This is a genomic window from Methanoculleus frigidifontis (assembly GCF_030464345.1).
Taxonomy (GTDB): domain Archaea; phylum Halobacteriota; class Methanomicrobia; order Methanomicrobiales; family Methanoculleaceae; genus Methanoculleus_A; species Methanoculleus_A frigidifontis.
In genome coordinates this window covers 229,394-246,970 of the sequence record NZ_VCYH01000005.1, presented here as the reverse complement: position 1 = coordinate 246,970, position 17,577 = coordinate 229,394, and the positions used below count along the sequence as shown (strand labels likewise).

Here is a 17,577-nt window from a genome sequence, read left to right as displayed (position 1 = left end):
TGGCAGGATCAACCAGAATTTGGAAGTAATGCACACTTGCTTAAACTTGGGTGGAATTAGCGGTTACTAAACAGATTTCCGCATTGCCAATGCCAACGTCAGAACCAACCCGCATAAACCGCGGTCACGTTGGTTCTCCATCACGAGAAAACTATATTTGTATTTGATGGTATTTAAGCCCATGCATCCGATCTCCTGCGATCGAACGCCGGAATACTTGAGATGTTCAGAGTGGGAAACAACATTTGTTAATCAACGCATATAAACGTTGTGACCCGTTTCCCGGGAGCCGTGTGCGGCAACCACCCACCCCGCCGCAATCACCCGGCAACACCCGGGCCGCCGGCAGGGACGCGCAAAGACCGCAAACCCGGCTTAACCGTACTCCATCAGATCCAAGCCCAATCTCGGACCCTCATTGCAGTCGACGGCGCCACGACCAGACCACCCCGGAGGGCTGCACGGTTTGGCGCCACATCAACACAGCCTCCATATGTTATCACTACTCGGATATAAACGTTCCCGCAAGAGACGAAGACAGCGGTTCCGGCGATCGCAACGCCCGCTGGAGTGAATTTCCGCGACATGAAGGTGAATATCGCAGAACTACACCACGATACGTCTCAGAACCCCGACCGAAGAAGCCTCTCACCGGACACGGCAGCAGTTCACACATCGAGAGATTGTACCGCAATCACGGCAACGTTTAAATATTGCCGGCAAGGAAGAGGGAGGGCTTCGGATAACGCGCGCAACAGAACGGCTCCGGAACCCGGCGCGCATGCCGCGTCGCCGCACCCGTAAGACAAACTAAATCCGCTCTTTTGTCCACCAGACCGCCGCAGTCGGCCGGACGGCCGTCTCGACGTACTGCCCGGACTCACTGCGGCGCAGTGTCCGGATGAAGTATTCCCTGACCGACGAGACATCCTCAAGGCCGGGGCTGTGCATCGCCACCCAGGTTTCGACTGCCTCATCGACGGAGTCGTAGACCGCGTCCCAGGCCGCATGGTATATCCGGACATTCGGATAGATCCCGGCGTCGTGGAGAATGTTGACCGGGTAGATATAGTCGGGATACCCCTTCCGCATAGCCGCCGCCTCCCCGAAGACCGCCTTGTACAGCGCCATCTCGTCAGGGCTCCGCCACTCCCCCGCATGCCAGAAGAGGTAGACCGCCCGGAGAGCCGCGGCGTCGAGCTTTTCAAGGGCTGCAGCGAGGTCGTAGAACCCAAGCGAGAACGCCGCAATGACTACGTCGTGCGGCTCGATGTCCCTGCCAATCACCGTATCCTCCCAGCGCATCCGAACGCAGGAGAAGTTGCTGCGTCCCTCCGCCGCCATACGCTCCTCCAGAACCGAGAGCATCCCTCCCGAAGGGTCAAGCGCCGTCACGTGGGCAACGGTATGCGCAATCGGCACGGCGAGCCGTCCCGTCCCCGCACCCATATCGAGCACGGTGTCGCCGGCCGCGAGGTCCAGAACGGCAAGCTCCTGCTCCGTCGCCTTCTTCTCGTCGCGGGTGACCCGCTTGTAGGCGGCGGCGCGTTTGTCCCAGACAGCGGCAGGGTCACGATCTTTTTCTGCCTTCCCTGGCGAGCTTACGTGGACTGCCTTCCAGAGCTCGTTCCAGTCGATGATCCGGTGCATACACTTCTTCTCGTCGCGGATCGGCATAAGCGCTCGCCCGCCGCAGCCCTTACCGCGACTGCTTCGTCAGCCTTATTGTCATGGTCGAGTCGAGCCGGCCGTCGAGCGTCTCCACGTACTCGAGAGTCATCTCGCCGGGACTCGTCAGTCGTATAGTGAAATTCTCCCGGAAAGCCTTCCCCTCCTTCAGCCCGTCGTAGCTCCCGTGCAGGGTTCTCTCATTCGACCAGAAGGCAGTATGATCGTGTGTCTCCGCCATGTTGGTGAGGCTGTAGACGTGCAGCGTGCCGGTCTCCGTATCAAAGCCGAAGAGGCTGTCGAGCGCATAATCCCCCATCCCTTCGATGACCGACTGCATCGACACGCCGACGCCCCACCCCCCGGCAGCCGCGCGGAACCACCACTCTCCGGCAACCTTCATCACGGCGCCGGCGGTCTCGAGCACTCCTTCCCCGTGCCATTCGCCAAGAAACATCCGGAGTTTCTCTATCTCTGCAGGGACCGGGTACAACTCCTGTATCGTGGACAGCATATACATCCCTCCCTCACCCCTTTAGGGATCCTCCTCCAATATCAAGGAATGGTTCATGAAAACGATTTTACCGCCGGCAGTCACTCCCCATGCAGAGAGGAGAAGACCAGGGCAGACGATCTTACCGTTCTTATCCGGCTTGGAGAACCATATCCGAGATCACGCTCCGGCGGGCGATACGCGCCGGTTTCCTCTCGCTGCGGCGCAGCAGCCCGGGATGCTCCGCGGGGCGGCAGGGTGACGGGCGTCCCTATCTTATATCCCGGAACACCACGTGTACCGGATACACCCGATATGCAGATCGTTACCGGAACCTCCCTGCTCCGCGACTGGACAGCCGATGATATCGAACCGCTCGCGCAGCACGCCAACAATCCCCGGATCGCGGCCATGATGCGGGACGCCTTCCCGTCCCCTTATACCCCGGCGGACGCCTCCCGCTTCATTGCCCTCGCCGCCGACACCTCGTCGCACCTCTACCTCGCAATCGACGTCGGCGGCGAGGCGGTGGGCGGGATCGGCGTGCAGCCGCTGGATGACGTTCACCGCAGGACGGCCGAGATCGGTTACTGGCTCGCAGAGCCCTTCTGGGGACGGGGGATCATCACCGACGCCGTCCGTGCGCTCGTGCCGGTCGCCTTCGCGGCGTTCGATATCGTCCGGCTCGAGGCGGCCATCTTTTCGAACAACCCGGCATCGATGCGTCTCCTCGAGAAATGCGGCTTTACCCGCGAGGCGGTGCACCAAAAGGCGATCACCAAGAACGGCACCGTCCTCGACGAGGTTGTCTACGTGCATTTCGGCGAAAGCTCACGGAGCTGAAGGAGCAAGCAGGCGGGTGGCGGCAGACATCCACAGGCGACCCACAGGTTCATGACGCTGCGATTCGACATGACTACAATGAATCTCTCTCCGGTACATCTCCTTGCTGCTCTCGCGATCCTCGCCGGAGTTTGCATATCCGGCTGCACAGGCCAGGATACCGTCATCACCGGCGAAGAGCGGACGGCCGTGCTTGCATACGCCGACCCGATCGCCGACACCCTCCTGCAGGGGTTTAGCGAGAACAACTACACGCTCTACTCGCGGGACTTCGGCCCCGAGATGAAGAAAAGCCTGGACGAGGCCGCATTTTCGCAGAACCGCGAGTTCGTCGTCTCCCGGATCGGGCTTTACGAGTCCCGCGGGGAGCCGGTCGTCACCGAGCGTAGCGAGTACGTCGCCGTGAACTACCCGGCGGCATTCGAGCGGGAGGACGGGGTGAACGTCAGGCTCGTCTTCCGAAAGGGCGACGAGGAGCACCTGCTCTCCGGGCTCTGGTTCACCTCGCCGGCGCTGCAGGGGTAAATAGCCCCTCACCGCACTCCTTCTTTTCGGTTCCACTCCCGCACCAGCCGTGCATAGCATCCCTCGTAGATATCGCGCCACCGAGATCGACGCATGTCCGTTCGAACACCCGGTGATTGAGCATTCCGGGCAGGGGCAAAACCTTTCCCCCGCGATGTACACCAGGCGGCACGGTCACAACAGGGTCGCGGCACCTTCCGGGACTTTCTGGCGCCCTTTTTCCCCTTTTAGCCCCGTGTTGAGCCAGTACCCCCTCTGTAGCAGGTGCCAGACATCTGCCGTAACCCTGCTGCAGTGTTGCACGTACCAGCTGCTTCGGCGACGGCTCTCGGAGGAGCCCCGGAGCTGACAGGCGTCCATCTCCAGCGAAGGAGTTTCTCATTCCCGCACTCACGCTGCCCGTGCATACGGTTATCCTTATTATGCACCGGCGCAGATCGAAGCCCGTGCTCTTCGGGCACCAGGAGAAGAACTATGTCCGAGTCTCTGATCATCATCGACACCTCTGAGGTCCAGGAGGGACGACTCGAGGATCTCAAGACCGCCATGGAGAAACTGGCTGCGTTCGCTGAAGAAAACGAGCCCCAGATGGTCGCCTACCGCGTCTACTTGAATGAGGATGAAAACCGGGTGACCGTCATTCAGGTCCACGCCGACGCCGCATCGGCGGAGTTCCACATGAGCGTGGGAGGCCCTGCATTTCCCGGGTTCGCGGACCTGGTCCGGATGGTGGAACTGAACATTTACGGCAGGCCTGGACCCGACCTCGTCGAGAAACTGCAGCAGAAAGCCCGCATGCTAGGCCCGGCGACGGTGGCCGTCCATACACTCTCTGCAGGGTTCACGCGATTTGGCGTGCCGGGCTCTCGTTAGAAGAAGAACATCCTGCTCACCTCCGGGAGCGCGGCGCCGGGCTGGAAGCAAACGAGAGACTTCAGAGTCCGCATCTTCCCTGCCCCGGCCCACCCGTTCCGGGCAGGCGTATCTGCAGACCCCCCACAGCTCCTCATCTACAGCACCTTTCACGCCTCTGCAATGCGCAACGTATCACGCATGGAACCGGCGATCATCAGGCATGAGGAATCGATTCCGCTCGAAAAGCACGGTGTGCGGATGCACGTCTATACCGGCGCGGCGGAAGTGACCCCCGGCCGGGGTCGTGTGCCAGGGACGAAATCAGGTCGTGCAGAGGGGTTCCGGCACGAAAAACTCCATCAGTGAGGGAGGGTGTACGTCCTCAACGGCGTCGGGCGTTCCGTCGGGGCAGGGGACGAGCGTCATCGTGCCACCGGGAAACTGCATATGTTTCCGGGGGGCGGCATATCCGCGACGTCGCGGTGTGGCCAGTGCCCGGCACGGAGGCGGACTCGAAGACCTCCCGGTCGCGAGAGAGTGTCTGGTCATAGCGCAAGGTGTCTTTCTGCCTCGGAAGTACGCAATCCGGGGGACGGGGGGGTAGATGAACATGCGGCGCCGGGCCTGTGAAGAGCGAGCACCCTTACTCTTCCCCGATATCCTCATACCACAACGCGGGATTGGCGGCAATGAACTCCTGCATCAGCCGCAGACATTCCGGATCGTCCAGGATCACCAGGTCCACGCCCCGCGAGCGGAGATACTCCTCCGCCCCCTGAAAAGTCCGGTGTTCTCCGATCACGACCTTTGGTATTTTGTAGAGCAGGACTGCTCCGCTGCACATATCGCACGGGGAGAGCGTCGAATACAGCACCGCCCGGCGGTAATCTGCAGGTTTGAGCCGTCCCGCATTCTCCAGGCAGTCCATCTCGGCGTGCAGGACGGCGCTGCCCTTCTGCACCCTCCGGTTGTGCCCCCGACCGACGATCTTCCCGTCGATCACCAGCACCGCCCCAATCGGGATCCCGCCTTCGGCCAGTCCCGTTCTGGCTTCTTCGATCGCTTCCTGCATGAATTCATCCGCTGCTGTGGCTTCCATACATAGAGATGGACGGTGAGAGATTGAATGCTGCGATCGCCGACTCGAACGTATCGGTATCGAGGCGTAGGATCCTGCGGTTGATCGTCAGGGAGAATCCGGGCATGCGGCAGGAGTGCCGGGCCAGGCGGTCACAATATTTATCAGACCAATCGTACTACTCGCACCCATGTCACCATCGAAGCACCATATACTCCTTTTGTGTGTCCTGGTATTGACGGGAATGCTCCTCGCTTCCGGATGCCTCTCCAACCAGCAGGCCACTGCCGCAACCGGTACAGTATCCGCAACAGATCTGACCTACTATACCGAGCAGAACCCACCCTACAACTTCGAGGAGAACGGGAGCCTGCAGGGGATCTCCATCGACCTTTTGGAGTTGATCAGCGCGAAGATGGGTGAAAACGTCTCCCGCGAGGAGGTGCGCCTCGTACCCTGGACAGAAGGCTACCAGGCGGCATTGACTCAGAATACGACCGTCATCTTCACCACTGCCCGGCTCCCCGAACGGGAGCAGTCCTTCAAATGGGTCGGGCCGATCTATCCCTATATAAATGCCCTCTTCGCCCGTCCGGACAGCGGGATCGCGATCAACAATTCCAGTGACCTCGAGGGATACCGGATCGGCGTGATCGTCGACGACGTGGCCGTCCGGCAGCTGCTGGATGCAGGGGTGAATGAAAGCCAGCTCGTCTACGAAACCGATGTCTTTGCAATCATCGAGAAACTTGAGAGCGGCGAGATCGACCTCTGGGCATACCAGAAGGAGTCGGGCCGGTACTTCACCTGGCAGGCGAAAGGGAACGCATACGCGTTCAGGATCGTCTCCACGCTGCCGCCCCTGGAAGGCTACTACGCGTTCAGCAGGGACGTTCCCGATGCAACCATCCAGTCGTTCCAGCAGGCGCTGGACTCCCTGAAAGCCGAGAAGGATGCAGCGGGGATCAGCACCTACGAGAGGGTTGTGGGACGGTATGCCCCCATCGTCGGCCTGGCTCATCTGCAGTACCTGACCGAGGAACTGGCACCCTATAACTTCGAGGAGAACGGGACACCAACCGGAATCTCAGTCGAGATCCTGGAGGCAATCTTCAGGGACATCGGGATGAACCGCTCCCGGGAGGACGTCCGCATCGTTCCGTTTGCCGAGGGAGTCCGGGCGGCGCAGAACGGCAGCACCGTGCTCTTCTCCGTCGTCCGCACACCGGAACGCGAGCCGCTCTACAAGTGGGCGGGGCCGTTCACCACCGGGAGAATCGTGATCTATGCGCCGATGGATAGAAATATCACCATCGCGTCTGCCGAAGATCTGAACCGGTACCGGATCGGCACCGTCCAGGCCTCCGTCGAAAACGACCAGCTTGCCGATGAGGGAGTGAATGCATCGCAGATCGTCAACGGCCCTGCTCCCGAGGATCTCCTGCGCATGCTTGACGCGGGGGAGATCGACCTCTGGGCGACGGGCGATCTCGCCGGACGGCACCAGATGCTGCAGACGGCAGAGAACCCGAACGCCTACGAGATCGTCTACACCCTGAGCGAGAACGATCTCTACTACGCCTTCAGCGAGGATGTCCCGGATATGCTGGTCGGTGCCTTCGAGCAGTCGCTCCAGAATGTGCGGAGCCAGAGGGATGTCCAGGGGGTCAGCGAGTACGAGCGGATCCTGTATCGCTACCTCGGAGTGGGCTGCACCCGGCAGACGCTTACCGATGCCGATGTAATGGCGCTCGTGAACAGGACCGCTGCCGAGGTCGAGAAGAACGCAGCCGGAACCTTCCGGCAGATCAACAACGGCGAGGCTCCGTACCGGGACCCGGAGAACCCAGGCCTCTACGTTTTCGTCTACGACGAGAATGCAACGCTGGTGGCCAACGCAGATAACGTCCAGCTGGTCGGCATCAATTACCGGGGGAAGACCGACGTGACGGGCAAACCGTTCCGTGACGAGATTATCGCCGGTGCGCAGGAGAACGGCACCGGGTGGGTGGACTACGTCTACAGCAGCCCGGCCGAGACAAACCTGTACTCCAAAACCACCTATTACCGCCTGACGGAGGGGAGCAACAACGAGACCTATGTTGTGTGCAGCGGCAGGTCCAAGGGCTGCGAAGAGTGAGCACCGCTCTTCCCGAACACCATTTTTCGTGCTGTCCGGCCGGCGGAAACGGCCGGATGGTCGGGAGCGCGGTTCCAAACCTTCATTTCCCGCCGTGGTGTACGCATACGTATGGCAGCATCAGGTGAGATCACGATCCGGCCGATGACGAAGGCCGAGGTCGGGATCGCGGTCGACTGGGCGGAACGGGAGGGCTGGAACCCCGGCCTCTCCGACGGCGACTGCTACTACGCGGTCGACCCGCAGGCGTTCTACGCGGTGCTTCTCGAGGGCCGCCTGATCGGGTCGTTCTCGATCATGGCCTACTCGGACGAGTTCGCCTTCGGCGGGTTCTACATCCTGGAGCCCGAGTGCCGCGGGCAGGGAATCGGCCTTGCGATCCAGGAGCAGGCCGACCGGCTCGCCGCACCCTACAACTTCGGGATCGACGGGGTCTTTGAGATGCAGGACCGCTACGCGGATCACGGGTTCATCTTCTCGCACCGCAACATCCGCTACGAGGGGATCGGCGGGGGGATCCGTCCCCCGGGTCTTGTTGAGGTTGGGAGCGTTCCCTTCGACGACCTCGTCCGCTACGACGCACGCCACTTCCCGATCGAGCGACCGCGGTTCCTCCGCTACTGGCTGGCGCAGCCCGGCGCGACGGCGCTGGCAATCCTTGAGGACGGAGAGATCCGCGGCTACGGGCAGGTGCGGCCGTGCCGCAGGGGTGCGAAGATCGGCCCGCTCTTTGCCGACACGCCGGAGATCGCCGAACGGATCCACGCAGGCCTCGCGGCGGCGGTGCCCGGCCAGCCGCTCTTCCTCGACGTGCCGGAGCCGAACGAGGCAGGTGTTGCGCTTGCCAAGCGGCACGGGATGGTTCCGGTCTTCGGGACGGCGCGGATGTACACAAAGGAGATTCCACCCCTCCCGCTCGACGAGTGCTACGGGGTCACGAGCTTCGAGACAGGGTGAAGGGGCAGGGACCCCCAACCCTCATCGAATTTCAGGAAGCGACGGCTCTTTTTCCGGAAACCGATTTACGGGCACTGCCTCCCGACACCACAGATTCCCCGGCAATGAGAGGCGGGATCTGCCGATCACGATTAATACTAAGGCAGAGCCAATGGTATTTCATAGCCGGGTGTACCGGTTGCAGAGTGATGCCATGACCAGCTGTGCCCAAGAATACGAAACGAAGAAGACCAGCCCCGGGGATGCAGTCCGGCTGGTAAAGAACGGAGATACCGTGATATACGGGATGAGTATCTCCCAGCCGCCGGAGCTGCTCGGCGCCCTTGCCGATGCCGCCCGGGCAGGATTCCTGAAGGATATCCGGATCTATACGTTCCTCCCCCGGGAACATGCTGCCCGTTCGGTCCTTGCGCCGGATCTCTGCGACTGCCTCGAGAACTACTCGTGGTTCGTGGGTGCTGCAGACCGGGAGATGACGAAGGTCGGGCTGAACTACTACGTCCCCTCCTATCTCCATCAGATCCCCAAGCTCGTTGCCGAATTCATGGAGGACGATGTCGTGATGACGACCGTCTCGCCGATGGACAAGGCCGGCTACTTCAGCTTCGGGACGGGAAACGATTATATCTCGACTGCAGCCCGCCACGCGAAGCGGCTCATTGTCGAGGTGAACCGGAACATGCCCCGGGTCTTCGGCGACTCCCAGCTGCATATCTCGGAGGTCGACGCAATCGTCGAGAACCACGTCCCGCTCCTCGAGACCCCCGTTCACGAGCCAAAGCCGGAGGACGACATCATCGGGCCGGCGATTGCAGCGATGATCCCGGACGGCGCGACGATCCAGCTCGGGGTCGGAAACCTGCCGAACGCGGTCAGCCGGTACCTCACCGACCATACAGACATCGGTGTCCACACCGAGCTCTTCACCGAAGGCATGGTCGACCTCATCGAGCAGGGAGTGATCACCGGAAGGAGAAAGACGCTCCACCCGAGGAAACACGTCTTCACCACGGCGGCCGGGACACAGCGGATGTACGAGTTCATGAACGACAACCCGTCGATGGAGAGCTATCCCGCCTCCTACGTCTGCGATCCCGGGATCATTGCAAAGAACGATGCCATGATCTCGATCAACTCGGTGCTCGAAGTGGACCTGCTGGGGCAGGCAAACGCGGAGTACCTCGCAGGCACGACCTTCTCCGGCACCGGCGGCCAGCTGGATTTCGTGCGGGGTGCATTCGCTTCGCGGGGAGGCAGGTCCATCCTCGCGTTCTACTCGACGGCGAAAGGCGGGACAATCTCCCGCATCGTTCCCCGCCTGCCGCTCGGCTCCATTGTCACCACTCCGCGGGCAGACACCGATCTCCTCGCCACGGAGCACGGGATCGTCAGCCTGAAAGGCAGGTCCACCAAGGAGCGGGCGCTCTCGATCATCTCACTCGCCCACCCAAAGTTCCGGGACTGGCTGATGGAGGAAGCGGAGAATATGTACCTGCTCTGAGCGGGGGTATCAACTGGCGGAACGTGGCGGAGGCGTCCGGCCGCCGGGACTCGTGGAGATCGGCAGCATCCCCTTCGACGATCTCGTCCGTTACGAAGCACGCCATTTCCCGGCGGCCGGGGCTCTGCAGGCGGAGAGGACAGAACGGGGACGGCATGGAGCGCAACCCTGCCCCGGGGAAGACTCACGTCCTTTTTCTCCTGCCACGCCCATCATTGAGCTGAACGCGGCGACGGCGCACCAGGAGGGCGGATCTTTCTGCTCTCTGTCCGCCGTCGCGCAGAGAGGCAGGTTATGGATATGGATACACGACAGTTTTATGTGAACCCGATAGGCGTTGTGCACGCCGGCGGGGAATCGTGCTCGATCGAGATCATCGAGCAGTACCGGCCGGCCCTCACCGGCCTTGACGGGTTCAGCCACATACTCGTGCTCTGGTGGGGCGACCGGGTCGATACCGACGAGCACCGGAGCGAGACGGTATGCAGAAAGCCGTACACAAAGGGCCCGGAGACGATCGGGATCTTCGCCACCCGGTCGCCGGTCCGGCCGAACCCGATCGCGCTCTCGACGGTTCCGGTTCTCGGCATCGATACCGCCGCAGGCATCATCACGGTCCCGTTTATCGACGCCGACGACAGGACGCCGGTGCTGGACATAAAGCCCTATATCCCGGCGACCGAGCGAGTCCGAGACGTGGGGGTGCCTGCATGGTCGGCCCACTGGCCGCAGTGGTACGAGGACAACTGGGGGTTTGACTGGGCGGCAGAGTTCACCTTCGAGGACTGAACGAAGAGAGGGGCCGGGTCATCCCGACCCGGCCAGCGCGTTGCCGATCCGGATCACCTCCCGGACGAGAAGATCGAAGTCTTCCCGGCGGCTGCGGTGGTTGGCGATGCCGGCGTGCAGGTAGTTTCGACCCCAAAGGCTGACGGTCGAGACGACAACAGTTCCTTGCTCCTGGAGTTCGGTCTCGATCCGCTTGTTCAGAACGTCGAGCCCGGCGTCGCTCATGCCGGGCCGGACGTAGCGGAAGTTGACGATGTTGAGCGATACCGGCAGCGCCAGTTCAAGTTCCGGCGCGGCCCGCACCAGTCCGGCCAGATAGTGCGCCTGCTCGATGTTCTGCTCGATGAGCCGCCCGTACCTCTCGGTGCCGTGCTCCTTGATCGTCATCCAGGCCTTGAGCGCGTGAAAGCCGCGGGAGAGCTCGAAGCCGTAGTCGGAGAGCCAGGGGACGTCGATGCCGGTCAGCCCGCGCTCCCCTTCGCCGTGGGCGAGGTAGGTCGGGGTGAGCGAAAACGCCCGGCGGTGCTCGTCGGCGTCCCTGACGAGGACGCAGCCGATGGGGTACGTCAGGTACATCCACTTGTGCAGGTCGAACGCCAGGGAGTCCGCCCGCTCCATGCCGGCGACGAGGTGGCTATATTTCGGAGCGATGGCCGTCCAGGCGCCGCACGCACCGTCGACGTGGAACCAGCACCCCTCTTCGGCGCAGATATCCGCGAGGGCGTTGAGATCGTCGATGGCGGCCGTGCTGGTCGTTCCGGCGCACCCGACGATGCAGACGGGGCGGAACCCCTCCGCACGGTCACTTCTGATAGCCGCTTTCAGGGCAGCCAGATCGATCTGCATGGACTCGTTCACCGGGATCCGGCGCAGCGCATCGTCCCCGAAACCGAGCAGTTCGACTGCCTTCTGGAGCGAGGAGTGGGCTTCAACCGAACAGTAGAGAGTCATCTGCTGCGGTGCATTCATCATGCCCCTGCTCCGCACGTCGAACCCGGCCATGGCGTTCCGGGCGACTGATAGGCCGATCAGGTTCGAGGCCGAGCAGCCGCTGGTCAGAAGGCCGGTGGCGGTGGAGGGATACCCAAGAAGGGTCTTGCACCAGTCGACGACCTGCATCTCGACGTAGTTGTTGCTGATGTAGGAGAAGGCTCCGCTGATGGCATCGGTCGAGGCCGCCAGGAGCTCGGCAAACATCCCCATCACGGTTCCGGACCCGGCGACCCAGCCCCAGAACCGCGGATGGCTGTTGCCGAACTGGTAGGGGAGGATACACTCGAGGTACTCCCGGTAGACCTCCTCGGGCGATCCGGGATCGGGCGGAGGCGGGCCCGCAAAGTGTGCTTTTACCTGCGGCGGCGCGTGCCGCCAGACGGGACGGTCGCGCAGTGTTTCAAGATAGTCCATGGCGTCGTCGAGGATCCGATGCCCGAGAACCCGCATGGCCTCCCAGTCTTCCGGATCCAGGGTTTCTTCGGAGCGTGCTCCGGTCGCTTGGTTCATGGCGTTCCTCGTTTCACAGTCTCCGGATGATTATATAATACTGTTCGATCCGAGGAGGGGGCGCCTCCGGGGCGGCCCGAGCCGTTGCCAAAAAAGGAAAGAGCAGGGTCTTTTCAGCTCCGCTTCAGCGAATCGATCGCGATTTCGATGGGTTCGTTTCCGTTCGCGTAGATGAGCTCCATCTCGTCGCTCCCGATGAGAGAGCCGGTGGAATATCCTTCCCCGGGCTCGATCATTGTCAGGGTCGTGCCGTCACGGCCGATCGCCCCGGCACAGGGGGTGGCCTCCTGCACCAGGGATCCGCTTTCGTTCGTGTAGGTGATCTCTCCCGAAAAGATCCGGTCATGCTGCTCGGTGATGCTCAAGGTCATCGTGTAGCCGGCATAGTCGGTGTACCCCTCTCCGTACTCGTAGCCGGCCATGGTACCGCTCCAGTTCCCGACAAGATCGGGAATTTCGTCAGCGACAGCAGTGGTCTGCTGGGATTCGGCGGTCGTACAACCGCAGATCAGCACGGCGATGAGGAGAGCCATTGCACAGAGGACAACGTTCGCGTTCATGGAGCCAGGATGACGCCGGCAGGAGATAAACCTGATCCTCCCGTGCGATCGGGGTGCCGGCCAGGACCGCCGGTAAAAGAGAAGAGAAGAGAATGGGGGTTTTAGCTCCGCTTCAGCGCGTTGATTGCGATGTTGAAGGGATCGCCCCCATCCGCGTAGATGAGTTCGATCTCGTCGGAAGCGATGACAGTGCCGGTAGAGTACCCTCCACCGTCTTCGATCAGCGTCAAGGTTTTGCCGTCACGGCCGACCACTCCGGCGAAGGGGGCATCATCCCAGACCGATGCTCCGGTCTCGTTCGTGAAGATGAATGCACCCGAAAAGATCCGGTCACGCTGCTCGGTGACGATCATGGTGATGGTGTAACCGGAGAAGTTCGTGTATCCCACGCCGTACTCGTAGCCGACCATGGTGCCGGTCCAGTTCCCGACGAGGTCGGGGGTCTCGGGGGCGGCAGCAGCGGTGGTCTGCTGGGAGGTGGTCGTACAGCCGGAGATCAGTACGGCGACGATGAGGATAATCGCACAGAGGACAGGTTTCGTCTTCATAATGGGTGTATGCTGTTCGCTACGGGATAAACGTGATCTTTTTGTGCGGATGGGGAAGGCGACGCTTGGCCGGACGTTCACTCTCCCGGCTCCGGATACAAGTGCCGGGCGTTCCCGGCAATCTCTCTGCGATAGAAGACCAAAATGGGGGGTGAATAAGAGCGTTACTTCCCCACCGCCGCCCGTTGGATACCTTCAATGCACTCGTCAACGGTCAGTACCGGCTTGATATCGAAGACGACGTAGGGAATCCATTTCAATATCGTAGCGTACAGAGATTTTTCATCTGTCTCAGCAAAAGCGTAGCCTGCGCTCGCGTCGGTGCACGAGCCCCAGCCGGTTAATGTACCTTCTTTCAGGTCTGCCTTCACCATCTCAAGCATCCGCATCCAGAGCTTCGCCAGCTCTTCCTGATCGGTAGGCGCTGTCAGCGGATTCAGATGCCACCTCATATAGAATTTGGTCATTCGCCTCACCCTCCGTTACGACCGTCTACTCTGCGGATTTCTGTCGCAATAAAAAATAGGGGGAAATCACTCTCCCGAACAATCCCTGCCATCCTTTCAGAGTGCGTGCCTGATACGTTTGGGGTATGATAATACAATCGGAGGGGTGGAGAGGGGGCTTTCCCTAAACGCTCTCCCTCACTCCGGCCCAGCCGGGCTCGCTGCGTCCGCCGGCATGGCCACAAGCGTCTCGATCTCCATCCGGTCCAGCCACCGCAGGGCCACCTCCATCGCCACTTTCTCGCTCGGGGCCTCGAAGAGCACGACGGTATCGTAGCGCCCGAGCGTCCAGTAGATGCCCAGGTAACGGACTCCTCCTTCCGTGCCGGTCTCGATATCCTTCAGGCTCCGGGAAACAACATCCTCACTCAGCTCCTGCCTGAACGTCGCCGGCGCAATAAACAGAGCATCATTTCACCTCTTCGCCTTTTCAGGATACGCCGGCATGCGAGAGGTAGTCATCTCGGGCGGCGGACGGCGGGATGAAACTCTCCGGGAAGATACCCTCGGGAGAGCGGGCCGGGATGTGTGAGGCACCCTCCGGCAGCGCAGTGGAACCGTCTCACAGGTATACGATCGTTTCATCTCACAAGCCGGGCGGCTCCCTGTCAGAGCCCCGGGCGCCGGAAACTTCCGAGATGGGAAAACAGAGAACAGAATGCACCCGTCGAGCCCTTGCACCGCAGCACGACCAAAGGTTTTTTCTCGTTCGGATGGCATTACAATCGCAAAAGGAGGGGAAGTGTTTGAGACGATATCTCTTATTCGTACTCATTGTGACCGTGCTCGCAGGGCACGTTCTTGCACAGAACGAAACATCGGGCGACGTGGATGCGTTCCGGCAGGCGCTGGAACAGGACGGCTTCACCGTACAGGAAGGCGAGGTCGGATCCTTTGATTTCATCAAACTGTATGAGGCAGGCGTACTGCCGTCTGCATACGGCAATAATCCCGCCACGAAATACCTGATCTATTTCGTTCCGCCGGCCCCGGGCCGTGCGGTGGACGAACGGATAGCACAGATTGCACGGGCGCTCGGCATGAGCGGGAACGCATCGTCCTTCTGGAACCTCGGTCCCGACGAGGCCGTCGTCTTCGTCGGAAAAACGCCGCCGGAGTGCCGGTACTTCAGCTACGATCACTACCTCATAGGCAGGACGTACGACGGCGAAGGGCGGTGGATCTTTGCCAACATCGCCGATCCGCTGAACAACCTGGTCATCAACACGGACGGGTCGCAGGGAGACCCGTACAACCAAACGACGATGATCGTCTCTACGGCCGATCGGGGAATCGACGAGCGTATCCGCACCGCCGCAAGATCGGCGGGATACCCCGACGGCATGATGAACACGCAGGTGTTCCCCGCATCCATGCTGAATCTCGGCGTTGAGAACGACTCCGATACCTTCGCCGTATACATCCGCCCGGCTCTCTTTGCGGATCAGCAGGCCGGCGACGAGTACATCAACGACACCCCGGCGACTGTCTTCCGCGTGACGCCGAAGAACGCGACGGAGCCCGACCCGTATCCGTATCCGGAGATCCGGGTCCGCGGAACCGGGGAGACGGAGTTCGACCTCACGGACGATCTGAACGACCTTCGGGACGCTATCCTCGAGCGATACGGCAACCTGAGCGCCACGGAGCTGCCGACGGCTCGGGGAGTCCCGATAGGGAGCGATGCTATCCAGCGGGGGGTCGACGCCGTCGGTCCGACCAACGATGCAGTGTACTTATGGTCCGCAAACCAGACTGCCGATGTGCCGACGCCGCCGTTCTTCGACACCACGCAGTACTACGACTTCCTGCGGCAGCCCCCGATCACCCTCGGGAACGACACCGATGAGTTCATCATCGTCTATGGGGTCAACCACGTAGCCACGGGCAAGGCGACGTACACGAACTTCGCCGTCTACGGAGCAGACATCTGGAACGGTGTCGGATCGATCACCGACGCGGATTTCACCGGAACCGCTGAAGAGTACCTCCCGGACAATCCCAACGCGAAGTACCTGTACGTCTACAAGATAGCGAGGAACTGCGAGGGGGAGCAGAACTGCTTCGCGGTTCCCTCCGGTGAGGGAGGCTACGGCATCGAGCCGGATCAGCCGCTCTTCATCGCATGGAGGCTGTACCTGGAGAACGCTACACAGACCGGACCGTCCTACAGCGAGGTCGTCTACGACCGGGCGATAAAGTTCGTGCCCGGGGGCTCGGGGTGAGCGGAATGCCGGTTCCGGCCAGATTCGGGATGGGGAAGAACCCGTCCCTTCATTTTTTCGTCCGTGCAGCCGGATGGGCAGGAGTGCGTGCCCGGAGAGAGGCTTCAAGAGCCCCGGTATCGATACAGTATAGTATCACCCCGCACACATGACCGACCTGAGCATTTTTCTCAAAGAACACCCGTACGTCGATTATTCGTCCCCGCTGATCCGGGCGAAGGCCGAAAACCTCTTTTCAGGGACAAAGAGCCCGCTCGAGCGGGCGAAGATCGCATACGAGTTCGTCCGCGACGAGATCCCGCACAGTTTCGATATCGGAGCGGACGTCATCACGGCGAAAGCATCCGAGGTGCTCGCCGCAAGGACGGGGATCTGCCACGCGAAGGCAAACCTGCTCGCGGCACTGCTCCGTGCAATCGGGATTCCGGCGGGGTTCTGCTACCAGCATATCACCCTCGCCGCAGACGACTCACTCGGCTACTGCGTCCACTGCTACAACGCGGTCTTCGCCGAAGGCTGCTGGATCTTTCTTGATGCACGCGGGAACACGAACGGCAGGTATGCGCTGTTTTCGCCGGAGAAGCCGGTTCTCGCGTACCGCAACCGGAGCGGGTATGACGAGTACTTCTGGCGGGGGATCTACGCATCGCCGCAGATGGGCGTGATGCGGATGCTCGATGCCGCGAGGACGCTAAAGGACGTCGTCGAGAACCTGCAGGACTACCTCGACGGCGACCCGGATATTCCCGACTGGTGACGCAGGCACTCCCGGCACCGTCTCAGGCCGCAGGAGCGGGGACGACGAAGTACGTGGCGTAGCCGTCGCCGATGTTCCTCGTCACGTGCCCCTGCCCCGTTGTGTCCTCGAGGAGGACGAGGTCGCCGGGCACGAACCGCCTGATCTCGCCGTCGGTCGTCTCCATCTCCACCTCGCCCGAGAGGAGGGCGAGGAACTGCCGGGCGGGAGCCGGATGGAGTTCGCCGACCCAGCCGGGCTCGAAGGTGTAGAAGCGGTACTGCGACGCCGGCTTATCCTCGGAGACGTAGAACGGGGCGGCGGGCGGCGCTGCCTGCACGATCTGCTGCACAACGGTCACGCTGTCGAAGTGCGACTCACCCTGCTCGTCTGTAGAGATCCGGTGGTACGTCACCCGGCCAGGATTGAAGGAGAATATCTTCGTCATGGTTTCCCCCGGTGCGGTCTGCGGGATCTGCTTCCCGATATACGACAAACGGATCGGGGAGGGATAAACGTTGCGGCGGGAGGAGGTGGATGGCGGAGCGGCAACGCCGATCTTCGCGACCCCGAACCCTCACGGAGCAGCGGGAGCGCTCCTTCGAGCCGGGCGACGAAGGTGCTCTTCTCTCCCGGGGATACCGGGGCAG

At 61.6% G+C, this 17,577-nt stretch carries 20 protein-coding genes; 9 read left to right on the top strand and 11 right to left on the bottom strand.

Translation table 11 applies throughout. The features are described from left to right. Nucleotides 1–810 precede the first annotated feature (810 nt). Both FGU65_RS09680 and FGU65_RS09675 read right to left on the bottom strand, forming a co-directional pair. Complete coding sequence (locus tag FGU65_RS09680; RefSeq protein WP_301664251.1) at nt 811–1,650, bottom strand: class I SAM-dependent methyltransferase; 840 nt, start codon at nt 1,648–1,650, stop codon at nt 811–813. A gap of 49 nt (nt 1,651–1,699) precedes the next feature. After that, the gene (locus FGU65_RS09675; RefSeq protein WP_301664250.1) at nt 1,700–2,182 is read right to left on the bottom strand and encodes a hypothetical protein; all 483 of its coding nucleotides are present in this window, start codon (nt 2,180–2,182) and stop codon (nt 1,700–1,702) included. A gap of 294 nt (nt 2,183–2,476) precedes the next feature. Here FGU65_RS09675 and FGU65_RS09670 point away from each other — a divergent pair, with 294 nt between their 5' ends. The 3 genes from FGU65_RS09670 (at nt 2,477) to FGU65_RS09660 (ending at nt 4,402) form a co-directional block, all read left to right on the top strand. Continuing rightward, entirely contained in the window at nt 2,477–3,004 is a 528-nt protein-coding gene (locus FGU65_RS09670) for a GNAT family N-acetyltransferase (protein WP_301664249.1), read from the top strand. Nucleotides 3,005–3,082: 78 nt separating this feature from the next. Next, entirely contained in the window at nt 3,083–3,529 is a 447-nt protein-coding gene (locus tag FGU65_RS09665; protein ID WP_301664248.1) for a DUF3887 domain-containing protein, read from the top strand. A 474-nt stretch (nt 3,530–4,003) separates the two neighbouring features. Continuing rightward, the gene (locus tag FGU65_RS09660) at nt 4,004–4,402 is read left to right on the top strand and encodes a putative quinol monooxygenase (protein WP_301664247.1); all 399 of its coding nucleotides are present in this window, start codon (nt 4,004–4,006) and stop codon (nt 4,400–4,402) included. A 303-nt stretch (nt 4,403–4,705) separates the two neighbouring features. Here FGU65_RS09660 and FGU65_RS09655 read toward each other — a convergent pair whose 3' ends face one another. The 3 genes from FGU65_RS09655 to FGU65_RS09645 form a co-directional block, all read right to left on the bottom strand. Beyond that, entirely contained in the window at nt 4,706–4,831 is a 126-nt protein-coding gene (locus FGU65_RS09655; RefSeq protein ID WP_301664246.1) for a hypothetical protein, read from the bottom strand. 196 nt (nt 4,832–5,027) lie between these two features. Continuing rightward, on the bottom strand, nt 5,028–5,483 hold the full coding sequence (locus FGU65_RS09650; protein WP_301664245.1) for a nucleoside deaminase: 456 nt from the start codon (nt 5,481–5,483) through the stop codon (nt 5,028–5,030). After that, entirely contained in the window at nt 5,461–5,589 is a 129-nt protein-coding gene (locus FGU65_RS09645; protein WP_301664244.1) for a hypothetical protein, read from the bottom strand. Before FGU65_RS09645 ends, FGU65_RS09650 begins: the two co-directional genes overlap by 23 nt. Nucleotides 5,590–5,652: 63 nt before the next feature. Between FGU65_RS09645 and FGU65_RS09640 the strand changes: the two genes are divergently transcribed. From FGU65_RS09640 to FGU65_RS09625, 4 genes are all read left to right on the top strand, one after another. After that, nucleotides 5,653–7,602 carry a transporter substrate-binding domain-containing protein gene (locus tag FGU65_RS09640; protein WP_301664243.1) on the top strand — a complete coding sequence of 650 codons (1,950 nt, stop codon included), beginning with the start codon at nt 5,653–5,655 and terminating at the stop codon, nt 7,600–7,602. Between the two features lie 111 nt (nt 7,603–7,713). Then, a complete protein-coding gene (locus tag FGU65_RS09635) occupies nt 7,714–8,559 on the top strand; it encodes a GNAT family N-acetyltransferase (RefSeq protein ID WP_301664242.1) in 846 nt (281 codons plus the stop codon). 193 nt (nt 8,560–8,752) lie between these two features. Next, nucleotides 8,753–10,060 (top strand): acetyl-CoA hydrolase/transferase family protein, encoded by a 1,308-nt coding sequence (locus tag FGU65_RS09630; protein WP_301664241.1) that lies wholly within the window; start codon nt 8,753–8,755, stop codon nt 10,058–10,060. 300 nt (nt 10,061–10,360) lie between these two features. Beyond that, a complete protein-coding gene (locus tag FGU65_RS09625; RefSeq protein ID WP_301664240.1) occupies nt 10,361–10,849 on the top strand; it encodes an SAM-dependent methyltransferase in 489 nt (162 codons plus the stop codon). Nucleotides 10,850–10,867: 18 nt separating this feature from the next. Here FGU65_RS09625 and FGU65_RS09620 read toward each other — a convergent pair whose 3' ends face one another. From FGU65_RS09620 to FGU65_RS09600, 5 genes are all read right to left on the bottom strand, one after another. Beyond that, entirely contained in the window at nt 10,868–12,352 is a 1,485-nt protein-coding gene (locus tag FGU65_RS09620; protein ID WP_301664239.1) for a pyridoxal phosphate-dependent decarboxylase family protein, read from the bottom strand. Nucleotides 12,353–12,465: 113 nt separating this feature from the next. Further along, nucleotides 12,466–12,912, bottom strand: a complete 447-nt coding sequence (locus FGU65_RS09615; protein WP_301664238.1) for a hypothetical protein — start codon at nt 12,910–12,912, stop codon at nt 12,466–12,468. Nucleotides 12,913–13,013: 101 nt separating this feature from the next. Beyond that, complete coding sequence (locus FGU65_RS09610) at nt 13,014–13,460, bottom strand: hypothetical protein (RefSeq protein ID WP_301664237.1); 447 nt, start codon at nt 13,458–13,460, stop codon at nt 13,014–13,016. A gap of 164 nt (nt 13,461–13,624) precedes the next feature. Next, entirely contained in the window at nt 13,625–13,927 is a 303-nt protein-coding gene (locus tag FGU65_RS09605) for a DUF3303 domain-containing protein (RefSeq protein ID WP_301664236.1), read from the bottom strand. Between the two features lie 177 nt (nt 13,928–14,104). After that, nucleotides 14,105–14,365, bottom strand: a complete 261-nt coding sequence (locus FGU65_RS09600; protein WP_367652376.1) for a GYD domain-containing protein — start codon at nt 14,363–14,365, stop codon at nt 14,105–14,107. Nucleotides 14,366–14,742: 377 nt separating this feature from the next. Here FGU65_RS09600 and FGU65_RS09595 point away from each other — a divergent pair, with 377 nt between their 5' ends. Together FGU65_RS09595 and FGU65_RS09590 are read left to right on the top strand one after the other, a co-directional pair. Continuing rightward, on the top strand, nt 14,743–16,191 hold the full coding sequence (locus FGU65_RS09595; protein WP_301664235.1) for a hypothetical protein: 1,449 nt from the start codon (nt 14,743–14,745) through the stop codon (nt 16,189–16,191). Nucleotides 16,192–16,339: 148 nt separating this feature from the next. After that, entirely contained in the window at nt 16,340–16,948 is a 609-nt protein-coding gene (locus FGU65_RS09590) for a transglutaminase-like domain-containing protein (RefSeq protein WP_301664234.1), read from the top strand. A gap of 22 nt (nt 16,949–16,970) precedes the next feature. Here FGU65_RS09590 and FGU65_RS09585 read toward each other — a convergent pair whose 3' ends face one another. Further along, nucleotides 16,971–17,375 (bottom strand): cupin domain-containing protein, encoded by a 405-nt coding sequence (locus FGU65_RS09585; protein WP_301664233.1) that lies wholly within the window; start codon nt 17,373–17,375, stop codon nt 16,971–16,973. Between the last annotated feature and the right edge of the window lie 202 nt (nt 17,376–17,577).